Here is a 17,086-nt window from a genome sequence, read left to right on the forward strand (position 1 = left end):
GGTTTCCGCGATCCGGGCGGCCGTCGTCGGGCCGGCCGCCGTCCCCGTCAGCCCAGCGTGAAGTGGGGGGATTCGCTGTCGAGGTCGACCAGGCGGGGCATGACCGGGGTCGCGGCGTCGCGGACGGCCGCCGCCCGCGCCACCCCGGCCAGGTCGCCGGCCGCCGCGACCTGCGCCAACGTCATCCGCGTCGGCGGGAGCATGGTCAGCTCCCCGGCCTCGGCGCGGCGGACCGCCTCGGCCGGCGGCAGCCACAGGGTGTGGTCGGCCTCGCCGGAGACGTCCCGGGTCCGCTGCCCCTGCGGCAGCAGGGCGACGAAGAAGTACGTGTCGAAGCGGCGCGGCTCGAACTCCGGGGTGACCCACCGGCTCCACGGCAGCAGCAGGTCCGACCGGAGGGTGAGCCCGCGCCCGGCCAGGAACTCGGCGAAGTGGGTCCGCCGCTGCTCCAGGTCCTGCCGGGCCGCCTCCCAGTCGTCGGAGCTGACGTCACCGACCACGCTCGCCGGGTCCGGGCCGGCGAGCAGGACCCCCGCCTCCTCGAAGACCTCCCGGGCGGCGGCGCAGACCACCGCGCGGGCCGCCGCCGGGTCGAGCGCCAGCCGGTCGCCCCACCCCCGCGGGTCCGGCCCGGCCCAACCGGGGTGGGTCCGCGAGTCCGACGGGTCGACCCCGCCGCCGGGGAAGGCGTACATGCCACCGAAGGTCATCGCGGCGACCCGACGGATCAGGTACACCTCGAAACCGGGACCGGCCGGGCGCAGCAGCAGCACGGTGGCGGCAACCCGGGGCACCGCCGGGACGCCGCCCTCGGCGTGGAACCGGCGGGCGTGCGCCACCAGGGCGGCGGGGGCGGCGACGCGCTCGGGCTGGGTGGTCATGACGCGAGCCTAGTTCCCGATCGGTGGATCTTCAGTGGGAGCGCTACCGCGACCTGGGCTAGCGTCGCGGCATGACACGTTGGGGCATTCTCGCCACCGGAAACATCGCCGCACAGTTCGCCGAGGATCTCCGTCTGGTGCCGGGAGCGGAACTCGTCGCGGTGGGCTCGCGTACCCTCGCCGGCGCCGAGGCCTTCGCCGCCCGGCACGGCATCGAGCGGGCGTACGGCTCCTGGGCCGAGCTGGCCGCGGACAGCGACCTGGACGTCGTGTACGTCGCGACCCCGCACTCCGCCCACTTCGAGGCGACGACGACCTGCCTCGACGCCGGTCGGGCGGCGCTCGTGGAGAAGCCGTTCACGCTCGACCTCGCCGACAGCACCACGCTGGTCGAGGCCGCCCGCACCCGGGGGATCTTCCTCATGGAGGCGATGTGGATGCGGTGCAACCCGCTGATCCGTCGAATCTGCGACCTGGTCGCCGACGGCGCGATCGGCACGCTCACCACCGTGCAGGCGGACTTCGGGCTGGGCGGGCCGTTCCCGCCGGAGAGCCGGATGCGGGCCAAGGCCCTCGGCGGCGGGGCCCTGCTCGACCTGGGGGTGTACCCGGTGAGCCTGGCGCACCTGCTGCTCGGCGTCCCGCAACACGTCCGGTCCTGGGCGAAGATCAGCCCGGAGGGGGTGGACGAGAACACCGGCATCGTCCTCGGCTACGACTCGGGCGCGGTCGCCACGCTGAGCTGCGGCATCGTCGGGCAGACCCCGGTACGGGCGGTGCTCGGCGGCACCACCGGCCGGATCGAACTCGCCGACCCGTTCTTCCGCCCGTACGAGGCGACCGTGCACCGGGCCGGCGCGGAGCCGGAGACCATCGTCGTCGAGCCGGTCGGGTCGGGGTACCAGTACGAGGCGATCGAGGTGCAGCGCTGCCTCGCCGAGGGGCTGACCGAGAGCCCGCTCGTCCCGCACTCCACCACTCTGGAGGTGATGTCCCTGCTGGACACCATCCGCGCCCAGATCGGCGTCGACTACCGCTGAGGGTGTAAGGAAGGGCCCCTTATTAACAGACGTCTGTTAATAAGGGGCCCTTCCTTACACCGGGCTAGAAGAGGGGACGGACCAGGAAGTACATCAGGGCGCCGATGCTGCCGGCGGCCGGGAAGGTGAGGATCCAGGCGCCGACGATGTTGCCGGCCACGCCCCACCGCACGGCGGAGAGCCGCTTGGTGGCGCCCACGCCCATGATCGCCGAGGTGATGGTGTGGGTGGTGGAGATCGGGGCGCCGAGGACCAGGGCGTTGAAGTAGAGCACGCCGCTGGCCACGGTCTCCGCCGCGAAGCCCTCCGGCGGTCGCAGGTCGATGATCTTGCGACCGAGGGTACGGATGATCCGCCAGCCACCGGCGTACGTGCCGGCCGCCAGCACCGCCGCCGAGGTCCAGAAGGCCCACTCCGGGATGTAGGCGGGGTCGTCCTGGTACCCGCCGACGTAGAGGGCGAGCACCACGATGCCGATGGTCTTGGCGGCGTCCTGCATGCCGTGGCCGACCGACATGGCGGCGGCGGAGGCGGTCTGCGCCCAGCGGAAGCCCCGGTTGAGCTTGCCCGGGTGCCCCTTCCGGAAGATCCACAGTACGGCGATCATCGCGATGTAGCCGAGCACGAAGCCGACCATCGGCGAGAGGATCATCGGGATCACGACGTCCCTGCCGATGCCGCCCCAGAGCACCGTGCCGGAGGCCGCGAGGGTGGAGCCGACCAGGCCACCGATCAGGGCGTGCGACGAGGACGAGGGGAGCCCGAAGTACCAGGTGATGATGTTCCAGGTGATCGCGCCGATCACCCCGGCGAAGACGATGCCGAGGCTGGCCCGGCCGGTGGGGAGGCTGACCAGGCCGCTACCGACGGTCTTGGCGACCTCGGCGCCGAAGTGCGCGCCGATGAAGTTGCCGATCGCGGCCATGCCCAGGGCGACCCGGGGGGTCAGCGCCCGGGTGGAGATGCTTGTCGCGATCGCGTTGGCGGCGTCGTGGAAGCCGTTGGTGTAGTCGAACACCAGGGCGATCCCGATCACCGCCAACACGGCGATGAGTTCCGGACTCACGGGGCTCAGGACTCCTTGACCGCGATGGTCTCGACGGTGTTCGCCACGTGCTCGAAGGCGTCGCAGGCGGCCTCCAACTCGTCGGCGACCTCCTTCATCTTGAGCACGGTCAGCGCGTCGTACTCGCCGGAGAAGAGCCGGACCAGCAGCATCCGGTACGCCTGGTCACCGTCGTTCTCCAGGCGGTTGCACTCGATCCAGTAGTCCTCGAGGTCCTTGAGCCCCTTGAGCCGGGGCATCGCCTCGGCGGTGAGCCGGGCCTGCTGGTCGAGAACGTTGACCAGCTCGTGCATCTCGCGGGGCAGCGAGGGGAGCTGGGTGAGCCCGTACAGGTAGAGCAGGTTGCCGACCGCCTCCAGGTGGTCCATCACGTCGTCCAGCAGCGACCCGAGACGGTAGATGTCCTCGCGGTCGAACGGGGTGATGAAGGTGGAGTTGATCTTCTTGTAGAGGTCGTGGGTGATCTGGTCGCTGTCGTGCTCGACCTCGGTGAGCCGCTCGCTGACCGACTGGACCTCGACGCCGGGCAGGGCCAGCTCGTTCAGCAGCTCGGTACCCTTCACCAGGTTCTGCGCCGCCCTGGTGAAGAGCTCGTAGAAGGCGCCCTCGTTCGGGCGGAAGGAAAACTTCACAGCAGGGACCTCGTCGTATCGGGTGGTAGGGGTGGCCGGCGCCCGCTGTGGGTTGCCCGCAACTGGGAATGCTAAGAGGCCCCCGAACCGGCTTTCCGGCGGCCCACCCCTGATCAGATGCCATTCATCGGTCGTTCACCTGACGTTCACCTCGACCGTCCCAGCTCCCGCAGCAGCCGCTCCCGTTCGCCGGCCACGTCGAAGCCGGCCGGTGGGTACCCCAGCCGCAGGCCGGCGAACGTCTCCCGGAGCAGGTGCGCGACCGCCCAGTCCCGGTACCACTTGCGGTCCGCCGGGACCACGTACCAGGGCGCGGCGTCCGTCCCGCACCGGGTCAACGCCTCGGCGTACGCGGCCTGGTACTCGTCCCACCGGGCGCGGGCGTCGACGTCCGCCGGCTGGTACTTCCAGTGCTTGCGCGGGTCGGTGAGCCGCTCCAGCAGCCGGGTGCCCTGCTCGGCGTGGGAGATGTGCAGCATGACCTTCACCACCGCCACGCCGTCGTCGGCCAGGTCCCGCTCGAAGGCGTTGATCCGGTCGTACCGGGCCCGCCAGGTGGCCTCCTCGATCAGCCCGTCGACCCGGGCGACCAGCACGTCCTCGTAGTGTGAGCGATTGAACACCCCGACGTACCCGGCCGGCGGCAGGGCCCGCTCGATCCGCCACAGGAAGTCGTGCCGCAGTTCCTCGGCGGTGGGCGGGCCGAACGAGCGGATGTGCAGGCCCAGCGGGTTCATCGCGCCCGCGACCCGCTTGATCGTGCCGTCCTTGCCGCCGCAGTCCATCGCCTGGAGCACCAGCAGCACCCGCCGTGCCGCGCTGCCGCCGTCGCCCGCGCCGGTCCCGCCGCCACGGCCCACCGCGCCGCTGCCGTCGACCGTGGCGTCGGCCGGCACGGCCCCGGCGACCTTGGCCGAGGCGAAGAGCATCTCCTGCTGCTGGGCCAGCTCGGCGCCGATCAGCCGGACCTGCGCCCGCGCCCAGTCCTTGCGGTCCACGCCGGTGGCCTCGACACCGGGCAGCCCCGGTGTGGACCGGGGGTCGATCGCGGCGAGGTCGACCGGGGTGCCGGCCGGCGCGACCCGGAGCAGGTCACGCAGGCTCGCGCCGACAGGGGCCAGGACGTCCGAGGGTGCGTTCATCCTGCGATCATGACCGGTCCGGATCCCTCCGGCGACCGGTGCCGGCGACCGCTGTCCCCGACCGGTGCCCGCCGCGCGGCGGTCAGACCACCAGGGCGAGCCACTTCCGGTACGACGTGGCGAACGGCTCGGTGCCGTCACCCAACGTGCCGAGCAGCCACCGCGCCGCCGCCTCGGCCTTCACCACCAGGTCGTCGGGGTACCCGAAGCGGACCCGGTGGTCGGCGAACTCGTCCTCGTCGCGCAGCTCGACCAGGCCGGTGGCCCGGCGGCGCACCACGTCGAGGTCCAGGTCGACCAGGTGGACCGTGTGGTCGTCCTCCCAGCGGGCCGGGGTGGCGATGTCGCAGTAGACCTCGCTGGTGCGTGGCTCCGGGTTGAACATGCAGGTCCACCAGGCGTGGTGGGGCACCAGCAGCACGAACGGGATCTGCTCGACCGACGGCCGCCCGTGGTAGATCGACTCGGTGCCGGCGGTCACCCCGAGCCAGACCCCGAGGTCGTCCTCGGCCAGTCGACGGGCTGGGTAGTCGCGGTGCGCGTTGCCGTCGTACTTGCGGTAGATCACACGGACCACGTCGCTCGGCATGAGTCCCCACCCTAGCCGATAACCACCCACGCGTCGCTGTGCGGAAACAACCGGACACCGGCGTCGACGATGCCGTACGGTGACCCGCCACGGGCCGGACGGACGCGACCGGTGTCGGCCCCGGCGGGTACGGTGCCACGGTGACTCCGTCCCGTACCGCCACCGGTTCCGCCTCCGCGCCGGCCCGCAGCGGTCGCCGCCGGGGTGCCCGACCGACCGGCCCCGACCTGCTCGCCGCCGCCGTCGGCGCGGTGCCCGGCGGGGCGGCCCGGCCCGGCCAGCAGCAGATGACCGAGGCGATCGCGGCCAGCGTCGAGTCCGGCGAGCACCTGCTGGTGCAGGCCGGCACCGGCACCGGCAAGTCCCTGGGGTACCTCGCCCCGGCGCTGACCGTGGACGGCCCGGTGGTGGTCTCCACGGCCACCCTGGCGTTGCAGTCCCAGCTCGTCGACCACGACCTGCCCCGGCTCGCCGACGCGGTCACCCCGCTGCTCGGCCGCCGGCCCACCTTCGCGGTGCTCAAGGGGCGGCACCACTACCTCTGCCTGGCCCGGCTGGACAACTCCACCGAGGACGACCCCGGGGACACCCTCTTCGACGACCCCCGGCCCGGGGGCGGCACGAAGTGGCTCGGTGAGGCCGGCCGGCTCGGCAAGCAGATCCAGCGGCTGCGGGACTGGGCCATGGAGACCGACACCGGCGACCGGGACGAGCTGGACCCGGGCGTGGACGACCAGGCCTGGCGGTTGGTGTCGATGCCGGCCCGGGAGTGCGTCGGGGCCGGGCGGTGCCCGTTCGGCGACGAGTGTTTCGCCGAGGCGTCCCGGGCGCGGGCCCGGGAGGCCGACGTCGTGGTGACCAACCACAGCCTGCTCGCGGTGGACATGCTGGCCGGCCGGCACATCGTCCCGCCGCACAAGCTGCTCATCGTGGACGAGGCGCACGAGCTGGCCGACCGGGTCTCCTCGGCGGCGCAGGCCGAGCTGACACCGGACCTCGTCGACCGCTCGGCCCGGCGGGCCCGCCCGCTGCTCAAGCCGGAGACGGCGGAGGCGCTGACCGAGGCGGGCGACGCGCTGGCGGTCGGCCTCGGCGAGACCCCCGCCGGGCGGCTGACCGGTGGGCTGCCGACCCCGCTCCGCGAGGCGTGCACGCTGCTCGACTCGGCCACCCGGGCGGCCCTGGACGCGCTCGGCGAGGTCAAGGCCGACGACCCGGACCCGGTGCGCAAGCAGCAGGTCAAGGCGGTGCTCGACGACCTCTCCACGACCGCGCAGCGGCTGCTGGAGGAGGCCGACCACGACGTGGCCTGGGTGGAGAAGCACGAGCAGGGCAGCCGGCGGGCGTTGGTGGTCGCCCCGCTCTCCGTCGCCGGCACCCTCGCCACCCACCTGTACGAGGAGCGCACGGTGGTCGCCACCTCGGCCACCCTGGCGCTGGGCGGCCGGTTCGACACGGTGGCCCGGTCGCTGGGGCTGGAGACGCCCGCGGCGGCGCCGCCCTCCCCGGCGGCCACCGCCCTGGCCCGCACCACCGACCGGCGCCGCTCCGACGGCTCGCCCGCACCGGCCCCGCCGGCACCGCCGACCGGCCCGGTCACCGAGGGGCCGGGCTGGCGCTCGCTCGACGTCGGCTCCCCCTTCGACTACGCCCGGCAGGGCATCCTCTACGTCGCCGCGCACCTGCCCCGGCCCAGCGTCTCCGGGCTGCCCGACGCGGCCGGGGAGGAGCTGCTCGCGCTGGTGCAGGCGCTCGGCGGGCGTACCCTCGGGCTCTTCTCCTCCCGACGGGCCGCGCAGCAGGCGGCGGAGCTGCTGCGCGCGCGGACCGACCTGCCGGTGCTGCTCCAGGGCGAGGAGGCGCTGCCGCTGCTGGTCCGCCGGTTCCGGGAGGAACGCGAGAGCTGCCTGTTCGGGGTGATGTCGCTGTGGCAGGGGGTGGACGTGCCCGGCGACTCCTGCCAGTTGGTGGTGATCGACCGGCTGCCCTTCCCCCGCCCCGACGAGCCGCTGGCGGCGGCCCGCGCCGCCGCCGTCGACGCCGGTGGCGGATCCGGTTTCGCCTCGGTGAGCGTGCCGATCGCGGCGGTCCGGCTGGCCCAGGGCGTGGGCCGGCTGATCCGGGCGACCGGCGACAAGGGGGTGGTCGCGGTGCTCGACTCACGGCTGGAGACGGCGCGCGGCTACGGCCCCTTCCTGCGCCGGTCGCTGCCCCCGTTCTGGTACACGACCCGGCCCGAGGTGGCCCGGGGGGCGCTGGAACGGCTCGCGAAGAGCTGAGCGCCCACCCGGGGCCACCCGCTTGGCCCGGAAGGTCGGCTCACCCTCAGGGTGCCTGGGACGCGACTACCACGGCGTCCGGCGGGGTGTCCGGCACCCGGCGGGCGGCGAGCCGGCGGACGGCGGTGTTGATCACGGCGATCAGCGGCACCGCGATCACCGCGCCGGTGATCCCGGCGAGCACCACCCCGGCGGCGACCCCGATGACCACGGCGAGCGGGTGGATGGCGACCGCCCGACCCATGATCAGCGGCTGGAGGATGTGCCCCTCGACCTGCTGCACGCCGATCACCGCGGCGAGGATGATCAGCGCGGTGACCGGGCCGCTGTCGACCAGCGCCACCAGCACCGCGACCGCCCCGGAGAGGGTGGCCCCGACGATCGGGATGAACGCGCCCAGGAAGACCAGCGCGATCAGCGGGAAGGCGAACGGGATGTCGAAGGCGACGAGGAAGATGCCGATGCCGACCGCGTCGATGAAGGCCACCAGGATGGTCGCCCGCACGTAGGCGCCCAACGTCTCCCAGGAGGCGCGGCCCGCGTCGTCGACCTTCCACCGGGCGGCCACCGGCAGCAGGCGGACCAGGAACCGCCAGATCCGGTTGCCGTCACGCAGGAAGAAGAAGGTGGCGAAGACCACCAGCAGCGTGCCGGTCAGCAGCTCCGCCACGGTGGCGGCGGTCGACAACGCGCCGCTCGTCAGCGAGCTGGTGTTCTCGTTGACCCACCTGGTGATCTCGTCGATGTACCGGTTGAGCTGGCTGTCCGACAGGTGCAGCGGCCCGGTCTTGAGCCAGTCCTGGATCTGCCGGACGCCCTCGGTCGCGTTCGCGCTCAGCTCCGGCACGCCCTTGATGAACTCGTTGACCACCAGGGTCAGCGTGGCGACCACCGCGGCCAGACCACCGACCAGCACCACCGTGGTCGCCGCCGATCGGGGCAGCCGGACCCGCAGCAGCCAGCCGACGGCCGGCGCGAGCAGCGCCGAGAAGAGCAGCGCCACCGCCAGCGGGATGAACACGATCTTGATGCGGCCGACCACCATGATCAGCGCCCAGGCGACCACGCCGACCACGATCAGCCGCCAGGACCAGGCGGCGGCGATCCGCAGCGCGTGCGGCACGTCCGCGTCGTCCCGGCTCACCGTCGAGGCGTGCACCTCGGTCGGGGGCGGCGCGCCGACCACCGGCGCGGCCGGCGGGGCCACCGGTCCGGGCGAGGTCGGCGAGGCCACCTCGGCTCCCACGGGCAGCTCGGCGGGTCGGGTACGCCTGGCCCGAACCGAATCCCGACCCGACTCGTACGCGCGACGCAGGCGTTCGCGTACCCGCTCGAAGCGGCTCAAGCGCACCTCCTGGCATGCGGGCCGGTCGGCCCGGACGACTGGCGGACAGGGTACGCCCGCCAGAGCCACCGTACGGCAGTTCCGCCACCCTGTGCCCAGGGCGACCTCCGCCGTAACCCCGCAGGCCGCCCGCCGGGCGGCGACGGTACCGTCTGCGACGTGACCGCGGACCAGAACCTCGACACCGGCCTGCCCATCCGTCTGCTGCACGACCGCGTGCTGGTGAAGATGGAGGGCAGCGACGGTGAGCGCCGGTCCACCGCCGGCATCGTGATCCCGGCGACCGCCGCCGTCGGCAAGCGCCTGGCCTGGGCCACGGCCGTCGGCGTCGGCCCGCACGTACGCTCGATCGTCTCCGGCGACCGGGTGCTCTTCGACCCCGACGACCGCTCGGAGGTCGAGCTGCACGGCCGGGGGTACGTCCTGCTGCGCGAGCGTGACGTGCACGCCGTCGCCGCCGAGCGGGTCGAGCCCGACTCCACCGGCCTGTACCTCTGACCGGCGCGACTGTCGACCGACCCGCCTTCCGACCGATCCGCCCGTCGCCGGCCGGCCCGTGACGGCCGGGGCCGGTGGCCCGCGCTGCCCGGTACCCGACCCGTCCGCCGCTGCGGGTGCCGTTTGCGTCGTCTCCCGATGGGAAGCCAGGCACATCCGCCGGCCCTGGGGAGGGACGATGCCGGTAGTCGTGAAGAAGGTCCTGGCCTGGAGTTTCCTCGCGTTCCTGATCTACTTCATGGCCTTCCGACCGGAATCGGCGGCGCGGATGTTCAAGGCGATCGGGGCGGCCCTGGTCGCGATGGCCCAGGGCCTCGGCGACTTCCTCACCAGTCTGATGACCTGAGCCGCCCTCAGTGTGACCAGGGGCCGGGCGGCGGCCCGGACCAGCCGGGCGGCGGCCCGTAGCCCGCAGGCGGGGCAGCGTGACCGCCGTACCCGCCGGGCTGCCCGGGACCACCGCCATACCCCGGAGCGCCGGGGTGGCCGTAACCGCCGGGCTGACCCTGACCGCCCGGGTGGCCGTAGCCGGCGGGGTGCGCCGGGGGTGGCCCGGTCAGCACCACCGGGATCGGCACCACCGGCTCGTCCGGGGCGGGCACGTCCCGCTGCGAGCCGTCCGGGAACCGCAGGTGGTACCGGTCCCCGTCCCAGACGCCGAGCGGTGCCTGCGGGTCCCGACCGGCGAAGAACGACCGGTACCGGGCGATGGCGTCGAGGAGTTCCCGCTCCTCGTGGGCGGTTCGGGCCCGGTCCGCCGGCTTCTGGTCCAGCCCACGCCGCATCCCGTCGCGCAGCAGCGCCAGCCGGGTCGCCGCGAACTGGTACCCGCGCATGGCCCGCGCGCCGCTCTCCCCGGCGACCCGGCGGGCCCAGGTGCGGGCCGCGTGCCGGCGGCCCAGGCTGCCCAGCGCCGCCACCTCGGGCGGGGTGAGCCAGCCGGCCCGGACGTACTCGGGCAGGATCCGCTCGGTGAGCCGCCCCTCCCAGGCGCGCACCCAGGCCGCCAGGCCGACCATGCCGAAGAAGATCGGGAACATCACGCCCACGAAGCCGAACAGCGCGATCACCGGCTGGCCGATCGCGGCCCCCAGGGTGGGCAGCAGGTTCCAGGCGCCGTGCAGCATCATCGCCAGCAGCAGACCGGCCGCCGGGGCGAGGAACCGGACCCGCTTGTCGGCCGTCCGCGCGGCGATGCCCAGTCCGACACCGGCCATCGAGGTGAACAGCGGGTGGGCGAAGCCGAACAGGAGGATCCGGACGATGAAGATGGCGATCACCTGCTGCGCGCCGGTGGCCGGCCCGTACTCGTTGGCCCCCGAGGCGTAACCGTGGCCGCCGAGGTAGAGGATGTTCTCCACCATGGCGAACCCGACCGCGGAGAGGCCGCAGTAGACCAGTCCGTCGGTGATCCCGGACCACTCCCGACGCCGGAAGATCAGCAGCAGGACCGGCCCGAGCGTCTTGGTCAACTCCTCGATGAAGGGCGCGACCAGCACGGCGGTGAGCGCGACCGGCAGGTCCCACGCCTCGAAGCGGCCGGCGAAGAAGTTGTTCACCGTCAGCGACGCGGCGGTGGAGACGAAGGCACCCCAGGCGAAACAGAAGACCAGGTACTTGAGCGGCTCCGGTTCGTACCGGTCGAGCCAGAGGAAGCAGGCCACCAGCACCGGTACCGGCAGGATCGCCGCGACCAACCCGATCAGCAGCGCCTGGGGGCCGAGACTGGCCCCCAGCCGGACGACCATGAACAGCGCGCACGCGGCGATCACCAGGACGACCCCGGCCAGGATCAGGAACCGCCGCCAGCCCAGCCGACGCCGGGGAAGCTGCGCCGGTCCCCCGGCCGGCGGGGCGGCGTCGGGGGCTCCCCCAGCCGGCGGGACGCCTCCGGCCCCGGAGGCGGGCGGGGACGTGGGTGGGGCCGTACCGGGCCAGGGCGGCGACGAACTCGGGAACGGCCCGCCGGGCGGGGTGGACGGCGGCGGCGGGGACCCGCCGGGCGGGGTGACGGCCATGCGGCCAGCGTAGCCATCCCGGACCGCCCCGGCCGGACGCATTCACGGCGGCTATCCTGTCCGTAGGTCACGAGCGCCAGCGTCAAGCCCCGGCTTGCTGGCCGGCAACCCTCGTCGAGGTTCGCGGTGGGGTGCCCCGGGTGATGACCGGGCCCGACCGCAGCCGCGTGCCGGGCAAGCGCGGACCCCGTTCCCGGCGTGCAGCCCGGGGTCCCCGGACCCTGGAGTTCACCGTGCCCGTCGTCCACGCGTCCACCGCCCCGACCGCCTGCACGGCACCCGCCGTCCCCGCGGCCCCCGGCTTCCCCACGGCAGCCGCCGCCCGCCCGGCACCCGTCGTCCCCACGGCACCGAGCGCGCCCGGTGGGCCGCTGGACGTGCTGGGCGTACCCGGTCAGATCAACCTCGACTACGCGGCCAGCGCGCCGTGCGTACGGGCCGCGGCCGACGCGGTGAGCGCGCTGCTGCCCTGGTACGCGAGCGTGCACCGGGGCGCGGGGGCGCTCTCCCGACGCTGCACCCTCGCCTACGAGCAGGCCCGGCAGACCGTGGCCGACTTCGTCGGCGCCCGCGCCGACGACCACGTGGTCTTCACCCGCAACACCACCGACGCGCTCAACCTGCTGGCGCGGGCGGTGCCCGCCGGTACCACGGTGGTGACCTTCGCCGGTGAGCACCACGCCAACCTGCTGCCCTGGCCGGTCGGGACGGTCCGGCTCCCGGTGCCCAGCGGCCCGGCCCAGGCGGTCCGCGCGCTGGACGCCGCACTGACCGAGCTGCGCCGATCGACGACCCCCCGCCCCACGGCCGGTCCGGCGGCGGTGGGCCGGGAGACGGTGGGCCCGAAGGCAGCGGCGGAGGGCCCGGCGGCCGGGCGGCCGGTGCTGGTCGCGGTGACCGGGGCGAGCAACGTGACCGGGGAGGTCTGGCCGGTGGCCGAACTGGCCCGGGTGGCCCGCCGGCACGGGGCCCGGATCGTGGTCGACGCCGCCCAGCTCGCCCCGCACGCGCCGGTGGACCTCGCCGCGCTCGACGTCGACTACCTGGCCCTGTCCGGACACAAGCTGTACGCGCCGTTCGGCACGGGGGTGCTCGTCGGCCGGGCGGACTGGCTGGACGCCGCCCCGCCGTACCTGGCCGGGGGCGGGGCGACCGAGCACGTCGGAGCGGCCACCCACGACGTGCGGTGGACCACCGGGCCGGCCCGGCACGAGGCCGGTACCCCCAATCTGCTCGGCGCGGTGGCCCTGGCCGCGGTCTGCGCCGCGTTCGACGCCGCCGACCGGGGCGCGCTGCACGACCGGGAACAGGCCCTGCTGGCCCGGCTGCGGTCCGGGCTCGCCGCCCTGCCGCACGTGGTGGAGCTGCACACGTTCGGTCCGGACGTGCCCCGCGTCGGGATCGTCTCCTTCGTGGTCGCCGGCCGGGACTCCGCCAGCGTCGCCGCCGACCTGGCCCGGGACCACGCCATCGGGGTACGGGACGGGTTGTTCTGCGCCCATCCGCTGGCCCGGCGGCTGCTCGCCGAGGCGGCGGCCCGCAGCGGCCGGCGCGACCTGCCGCCGACGGCGGTCCGCGCCAGCCTCGGCCTGGGCAGCACCCCGGAGCAGGTCGACCGGCTGCTCGCCGCCCTGGCCACGCTGGCCTGAGGCACCCCACCGCACTGCCGCCCGCCGGCCCCGGCCGGCCACCCCACCACCGCGCTGCCGCCCGCCGGGACCCGGCCCGCCACCACTGCGCCGCCCCGGCGGGCCGGCCACCCGGAGCGGTCGCGGCTCCGCTGGTGACGCCGGGTTCAGCCCAGCGGCGGGGTGGCGGGGGGCTTCGGGGTCTGCGCGGGCCCCTCGGCCGGGGTGTGGGCCGGCTCGGAGTCCCCGAACGCCTCCCGGATGAGCCGGTTCGCCTCCTCCTGCTCGATGCCGGAGGCGACCATCAGGTCGCTGGCGGTGGTCCGGACCTGGGCGACGACCACGCTGCCGGAGAAGCCGACCCCCTCGGCGTACGCCCGGCCGGCCTCGCTGACCGCGCGCAGCGCGCGTTCCCGGGCCTGCTGCGGCTCCTCCCCCACCGCGAACTCGTGCCGCAGCAGGCGGACCGACTCGGCGAGGTGCGCGACCGCGTCCGGCATCGGCTCGGGGATCGGCTCCTCGTCCTCGATCAGGGTCACCGACCGTCGGATCAGCGTGCCGCTGTTGCGCATCGCCCGCTCGATCGGGTCGGCGGCCTCGGCGTAGTGGGTCAGCTCGCTGCGCCGGTGCCAGCGGGCCGGCGAGATGGTGATGGTCTCCTTGGCCCCCTCGATCGCCTCGACGAAGTCGGTCAGCTCCGCCTTGTTGTCCCGGAGCCGTTCCAGGGCTTTCTGGGCGACGTCCCGGTCCCGGTCGCGCAGCGCGTCGGCGGTCCGGTCAAGCTGCTCGGCGAGCAGGTCGAGCGCCGGCCGGGCGGCCCGGTTGATCACCCGGAGGGGGTTGAGCGGGAGCAGCACCGCGGTCACCACGAGCGCGATGCCGCCGCCGACGAGCGCGTCGATGAACCTGGGCAGCTCCAGGTTCTTCACCGACGGGCTGAGCGTGACGATCAGCACCGCCGTCGCGGCGGCCTGGATGACCACCGCCACCGAGCCACCGAAGAAGATGGTCACCACGATGGACAGGGTGACGATCAGGCCGAGCTGCCAGGGCCCGGTGCCGAGCAGGTAGACCAGCAGGTCACCGACGGCCACCCCGACCCCCACCCCGAGGATCAGCTCCACGGTACGGCGGAACCGCTGCCCGACCGAGGCGGCCAGGGTGCCGACCGCCGAGATGGGCGCGAAGACCGGCTCCGGGTTGCCCAGGAACTCGTGTGCGACCAGCCAGGAGAGCGCGGCGGCCAGGCCGGCCTGGAGAGCGAGGGTCGCGGTGGCGCGCAGCCGGTGCCAGCGGTCGCGCAGGGTGGCCCGCCCGTGGTGTTTCAGTTGCGCCATCGCCTCGGCGATCCGCGCCCCGTCCACGTCCACCGCGCCCTCCCGCAGCGACGTACGCCGCAGCAACGGAGGTCGTCGGTCCCGGGCCACGGCGGGTACTACCCGCGCTGTCCGGGGTGAATCCTGTCCGGGTGGTCCGACCCGGCAGACTCGACCGGATGGGTGACCTGATTGTGCGGTGGCGGGCGGCGGCGTGCGGGGCGGGTGCCGTCGACACCGCCGGGCTGGCCGACGCCGGGCAGCGGCTGCTGGACCGCTGGCGGGAGCCGCACCGGCACTACCACACCGTCGCGCACCTGACCGCCGTGCTCGACGTCGTGGACCGGTACGCCGACCAGGCGACGCGACCCGACCTGGTCCGGCTCGCCGCCTGGGGCCACGACGCGGTGTACGACCCCCGGGCGGCCGGGGACGCCAACGAGCGGGCCAGCGCCGACCTGACCGCCGCACTGCTCACCGGGGTCGGGCTGCCGGCCGCCGTCGCCGCCGAGGTGCACCGGCTGGTCCTGCTCACCGCCGGGCACGCGGTACGCCCCGGGGACCCCGACGGCGCCCTGCTCTGCGACGCCGACCTGGCGATCCTGGCGGCGCCACCCCCGGCGTACGACCGGTACGCCGCCGCGGTCCGGCGGGAGTACGCCCACGTCCCGGAGTCGGCCTTCCGGCAGGGCCGGGCCCGGGTGCTCGACGGTCTGCTGGCCCTCCCCGCCCTCTACCGGTTGCCGGAACCGGCCGACCGGTGGGAGCCCGCCGCCCGCGCCAACCTGACCCGGGAACTCGCCACCCTCACCGCTGCCCCGGCCCGACGGCGACCGGACTGACCGCCGCCGGGTGCACCGAACCGACCGGCTGAACTGACCCGCCCGGGTGGATCGAGGCGGTCGGATCAACCGGGGCGGGCGGGCGGCGCGGGGCCACCAGGTGCTTCGGGCGGCGCAGCCCGGCGGCACGGAGCAGCCGGACCAGTTCCCGGCTGGGCACCACCCGGGCGCCGAGCCAGACCGCCACCGCGAAGCGCTCGGCCGGGATGTCGTAGTGGTCGCGGTCGAAGGCACGCCGGGGCGCGCCGAGCGCCTCGGCGAAGGCGTGCAGTTCGGCCGGGGAGACGTCGCTGATCAGATGCGACCAGAGCCGGCCACGCCAGGGCCAGGCCGGGCGGTCGAGGTAGAGCATGGCGGCCAATCTAGGCGACGGCTAGCCTTCCCCGCATGGCCGCAACCCCGCTCCTGGACGAGCTGCGCGCCGCCCTCGGTGAGAGCGCCGTGCTGACCGACCCGGACCTGCTCCGGATGCACCAGCGGGACGAGGCGGATCTCTGCGCCGCCGGGACGCCCCTGGTGGTGGTCCGCCCCCGGGACACCGGGGAGGTGGTGGCGACGGTCCGGGCCGCCGCCCGGCACGGCGTACCGGTGGTGCCGCAGGGCGCGCGGACCGGGCTGGCCGGCGCGGCCAACGCCGTCGACGGGGCGCTGGTGCTGAGCACCGTCGCCATGACCGAGATCCGCGAGATCGACCCGGTGGCCCGGATCGCCGTGGTGCAGCCCGGCGTGGTCAACGCCACGCTGGCCGGGGCGGTGGCGGAACAGGGGCTCTACTACCCGCCCGACCCCGGCTCCTGGGAGTCGTCCACGATCGGCGGCAACGTGGCCACCAACGCCGGCGGGATGTGCTGCGTCAAGTACGGCGTGACCAGCGAGTACGTCCTCGGCCTGGAGGTGGTGCTCGGCTCCGGGGAGGTGCTGCGCACCGGCCGGCGGACCGCCAAAGGCGTCGCCGGGTACGACCTGACCCGGCTCTTCGTCGGCTCGGAGGGGACCCTCGGGGTGATCACCGAGGTGACCGTGGCGCTGCGTCCCGCCCCGGAGGAGTCGTTGACCCTGGTCGCGGTCTTCGGGTCGACCACGGCGGCGGGTACGGCGGTGGCGCGGATCGCCGCCCAGGGGCTCACCCCGAGCCTGCTGGAGCTGCTCGACCGGACCCACCTGCGGGCCATCGAGGCGTACCGGCCGATGGGGCTGCGTACCGACGCCGAGGCGTTGCTGCTGGCCGCCGCCGACACCGGCCCCCGGGCCGCCGACGACCTGGCCCGGCTGGCCGGGCTCTGCACCGCCGCCGGAGCCGACGAGGTGTACACGGCCACCGACGCGGTCGAGGCGGCGGCCCTGCTCCAGGCCCGGCGGCTGGCGTACCCGGCGATGGAGCAGCTCGCCGCCCGGACGTACCCGGACGGCAGCGGCGGCCTGATCCTCGACGACGTGGCGGTCCCGCGCGGGGCGCTGGCGCGGATGCTGGACGGGGTGGCCCGGATCGCCGTCGAGTGCGACGTGCCGATCGGGGTGGTGGGGCACGCCGGGGACGGCAACCTGCACCCGATCATGGTGGTGGACCGGGCCGACCCGGCGAGCGTGGCACGCGGGCGGCGGGCCTTCGACGAGATCATGCGGCTGGGGCTGGCGCTGGGCGGCACCTGCACCGGCGAGCACGGGGTCGGCCTGCTCAAGCGGGAGTGGCTGGCCCGGGAGATCGGCCCGGTCGGGGTCCGGGTGCACCAGGCGATCAAGTCCGCCCTGGACCCGGCGAACCTGCTCAACCCCGGCAAGGTCCTCTGACCGGAGCGCGCCGGTCGCGTGG

16 protein-coding genes and 1 riboswitch are annotated in these 17,086 nt (G+C 74.6%); of the genes, 7 read left to right on the forward strand and 9 right to left on the reverse strand.

The features are described 5' to 3' along the window. Positions 1-47: 47 nt before the first annotated feature. Positions 48-881: an NUDIX hydrolase gene (locus AWW66_RS09315; protein WP_067362782.1), complete on the reverse strand. Its 834-nt coding sequence runs from the start codon at positions 879-881 to the stop codon at positions 48-50. Positions 882-952: 71 nt separating this feature from the next. Between AWW66_RS09315 and AWW66_RS09320 the strand changes: the two genes are divergently transcribed. Beyond that, a complete protein-coding gene (locus AWW66_RS09320; RefSeq protein WP_067362785.1) occupies positions 953-1,921 on the forward strand; it encodes a Gfo/Idh/MocA family protein in 969 nt (322 codons plus the stop codon). A 64-nt stretch (positions 1,922-1,985) separates the two neighbouring features. Here AWW66_RS09320 and AWW66_RS09325 read toward each other — a convergent pair whose 3' ends face one another. The 4 genes from AWW66_RS09325 to AWW66_RS09340 form a co-directional block, all read right to left on the reverse strand. Beyond that, entirely contained in the window at positions 1,986-2,987 is a 1,002-nt protein-coding gene (locus AWW66_RS09325) for an inorganic phosphate transporter (RefSeq protein WP_067362788.1), read from the reverse strand. A 5-nt stretch (positions 2,988-2,992) separates the two neighbouring features. Further along, positions 2,993-3,619 carry a DUF47 domain-containing protein gene (locus tag AWW66_RS09330; RefSeq protein ID WP_067362791.1) on the reverse strand — a complete coding sequence of 209 codons (627 nt, stop codon included), beginning with the start codon at positions 3,617-3,619 and terminating at the stop codon, positions 2,993-2,995. A 146-nt stretch (positions 3,620-3,765) separates the two neighbouring features. Continuing rightward, the gene (locus AWW66_RS09335) at positions 3,766-4,761 is read right to left on the reverse strand and encodes a PPK2 family polyphosphate kinase (RefSeq protein ID WP_067362794.1); all 996 of its coding nucleotides are present in this window, start codon (positions 4,759-4,761) and stop codon (positions 3,766-3,768) included. A gap of 82 nt (positions 4,762-4,843) precedes the next feature. Next, a complete protein-coding gene (locus AWW66_RS09340; protein WP_067362797.1) occupies positions 4,844-5,350 on the reverse strand; it encodes a DUF402 domain-containing protein in 507 nt (168 codons plus the stop codon). Positions 5,351-5,490: 140 nt separating this feature from the next. Between AWW66_RS09340 and AWW66_RS09345 the strand changes: the two genes are divergently transcribed. Then, positions 5,491-7,629 (forward strand): ATP-dependent DNA helicase, encoded by a 2,139-nt coding sequence (locus tag AWW66_RS09345; protein ID WP_067362800.1) that lies wholly within the window; start codon positions 5,491-5,493, stop codon positions 7,627-7,629. Between the two features lie 46 nt (positions 7,630-7,675). Here the strand turns inward: AWW66_RS09345 and AWW66_RS09350 are convergent, their stop codons facing one another. Continuing rightward, entirely contained in the window at positions 7,676-8,974 is a 1,299-nt protein-coding gene (locus AWW66_RS09350) for an AI-2E family transporter (RefSeq protein ID WP_083978347.1), read from the reverse strand. 159 nt (positions 8,975-9,133) lie between these two features. Here AWW66_RS09350 and AWW66_RS09355 point away from each other — a divergent pair, with 159 nt between their 5' ends. Both AWW66_RS09355 and AWW66_RS34305 read left to right on the forward strand, forming a co-directional pair. Next, the gene (locus AWW66_RS09355) at positions 9,134-9,472 is read left to right on the forward strand and encodes a GroES family chaperonin (protein ID WP_067362805.1); all 339 of its coding nucleotides are present in this window, start codon (positions 9,134-9,136) and stop codon (positions 9,470-9,472) included. A 178-nt stretch (positions 9,473-9,650) separates the two neighbouring features. Then, on the forward strand, positions 9,651-9,818 hold the full coding sequence (locus tag AWW66_RS34305) for a hypothetical protein (RefSeq protein ID WP_169807083.1): 168 nt from the start codon (positions 9,651-9,653) through the stop codon (positions 9,816-9,818). 7 nt (positions 9,819-9,825) lie between these two features. Here the strand turns inward: AWW66_RS34305 and AWW66_RS09360 are convergent, their stop codons facing one another. Further along, positions 9,826-11,490: a PrsW family intramembrane metalloprotease gene (locus AWW66_RS09360; protein ID WP_245648075.1), complete on the reverse strand. Its 1,665-nt coding sequence runs from the start codon at positions 11,488-11,490 to the stop codon at positions 9,826-9,828. Between the two features lie 65 nt (positions 11,491-11,555). Beyond that, positions 11,556-11,677, forward strand: a riboswitch (SAM riboswitch). A gap of 184 nt (positions 11,678-11,861) precedes the next feature. Here AWW66_RS09360 and AWW66_RS09365 point away from each other — a divergent pair. After that, complete coding sequence (locus AWW66_RS09365; RefSeq protein ID WP_067362887.1) at positions 11,862-13,139, forward strand: aminotransferase class V-fold PLP-dependent enzyme; 1,278 nt, start codon at positions 11,862-11,864, stop codon at positions 13,137-13,139. A gap of 146 nt (positions 13,140-13,285) precedes the next feature. Here the strand turns inward: AWW66_RS09365 and AWW66_RS09370 are convergent, their stop codons facing one another. Then, positions 13,286-14,488: an FUSC family protein gene (locus tag AWW66_RS09370; protein ID WP_211271894.1), complete on the reverse strand. Its 1,203-nt coding sequence runs from the start codon at positions 14,486-14,488 to the stop codon at positions 13,286-13,288. A 125-nt stretch (positions 14,489-14,613) separates the two neighbouring features. Between AWW66_RS09370 and AWW66_RS09375 the strand changes: the two genes are divergently transcribed. Next, on the forward strand, positions 14,614-15,276 hold the full coding sequence (locus tag AWW66_RS09375) for an HD domain-containing protein (RefSeq protein WP_067362811.1): 663 nt from the start codon (positions 14,614-14,616) through the stop codon (positions 15,274-15,276). Here the strand turns inward: AWW66_RS09375 and AWW66_RS09380 are convergent. Beyond that, entirely contained in the window at positions 15,242-15,628 is a 387-nt protein-coding gene (locus tag AWW66_RS09380) for a DUF4031 domain-containing protein (RefSeq protein ID WP_245648076.1), read from the reverse strand. The two genes, AWW66_RS09375 and AWW66_RS09380, sit on opposite strands and share 35 nt — an antisense overlap. 35 nt (positions 15,629-15,663) lie before the next feature. On the opposite strand from AWW66_RS09380, the gene AWW66_RS09385 reads away from it, so the two are divergent. Beyond that, positions 15,664-17,064, forward strand: a complete 1,401-nt coding sequence (locus AWW66_RS09385) for an FAD-binding oxidoreductase (protein WP_067362814.1) — start codon at positions 15,664-15,666, stop codon at positions 17,062-17,064. Positions 17,065-17,086: the final 22 nt, after the last annotated feature.

It is taken from the genome of Micromonospora rosaria, from assembly GCF_001567585.1.
In the GTDB taxonomy this organism is placed as follows: domain Bacteria; phylum Actinomycetota; class Actinomycetes; order Mycobacteriales; family Micromonosporaceae; genus Micromonospora; species Micromonospora rosaria.

Coding starts and splice junctions, on each gene's coding strand:
- AWW66_RS09385 (WP_067362814.1), top strand. CDS start 15,664: ATGGCCGCAACCCCGCTCCTGGACGAGCTGCGCGCCGCCCTCGGTGAG.
- AWW66_RS34305 (WP_169807083.1), top strand. CDS start 9,651: ATGCCGGTAGTCGTGAAGAAGGTCCTGGCCTGGAGTTTCCTCGCGTTC.
- AWW66_RS09380 (WP_245648076.1), bottom strand. CDS start 15,628: ATGCTCTACCTCGACCGCCCGGCCTGGCCCTGGCGTGGCCGGCTCTGG.
- AWW66_RS09320 (WP_067362785.1), top strand. CDS start 953: ATGACACGTTGGGGCATTCTCGCCACCGGAAACATCGCCGCACAGTTC.
- AWW66_RS09340 (WP_067362797.1), bottom strand. CDS start 5,350: ATGCCGAGCGACGTGGTCCGTGTGATCTACCGCAAGTACGACGGCAAC.
- AWW66_RS09335 (WP_067362794.1), bottom strand. CDS start 4,761: ATGAACGCACCCTCGGACGTCCTGGCCCCTGTCGGCGCGAGCCTGCGT.
- AWW66_RS09375 (WP_067362811.1), top strand. CDS start 14,614: ATGGGTGACCTGATTGTGCGGTGGCGGGCGGCGGCGTGCGGGGCGGGT.
- AWW66_RS09360 (WP_245648075.1), bottom strand. CDS start 11,490: ATGGCCGTCACCCCGCCCGGCGGGTCCCCGCCGCCGCCGTCCACCCCG.
- AWW66_RS09315 (WP_067362782.1), bottom strand. CDS start 881: ATGACCACCCAGCCCGAGCGCGTCGCCGCCCCCGCCGCCCTGGTGGCG.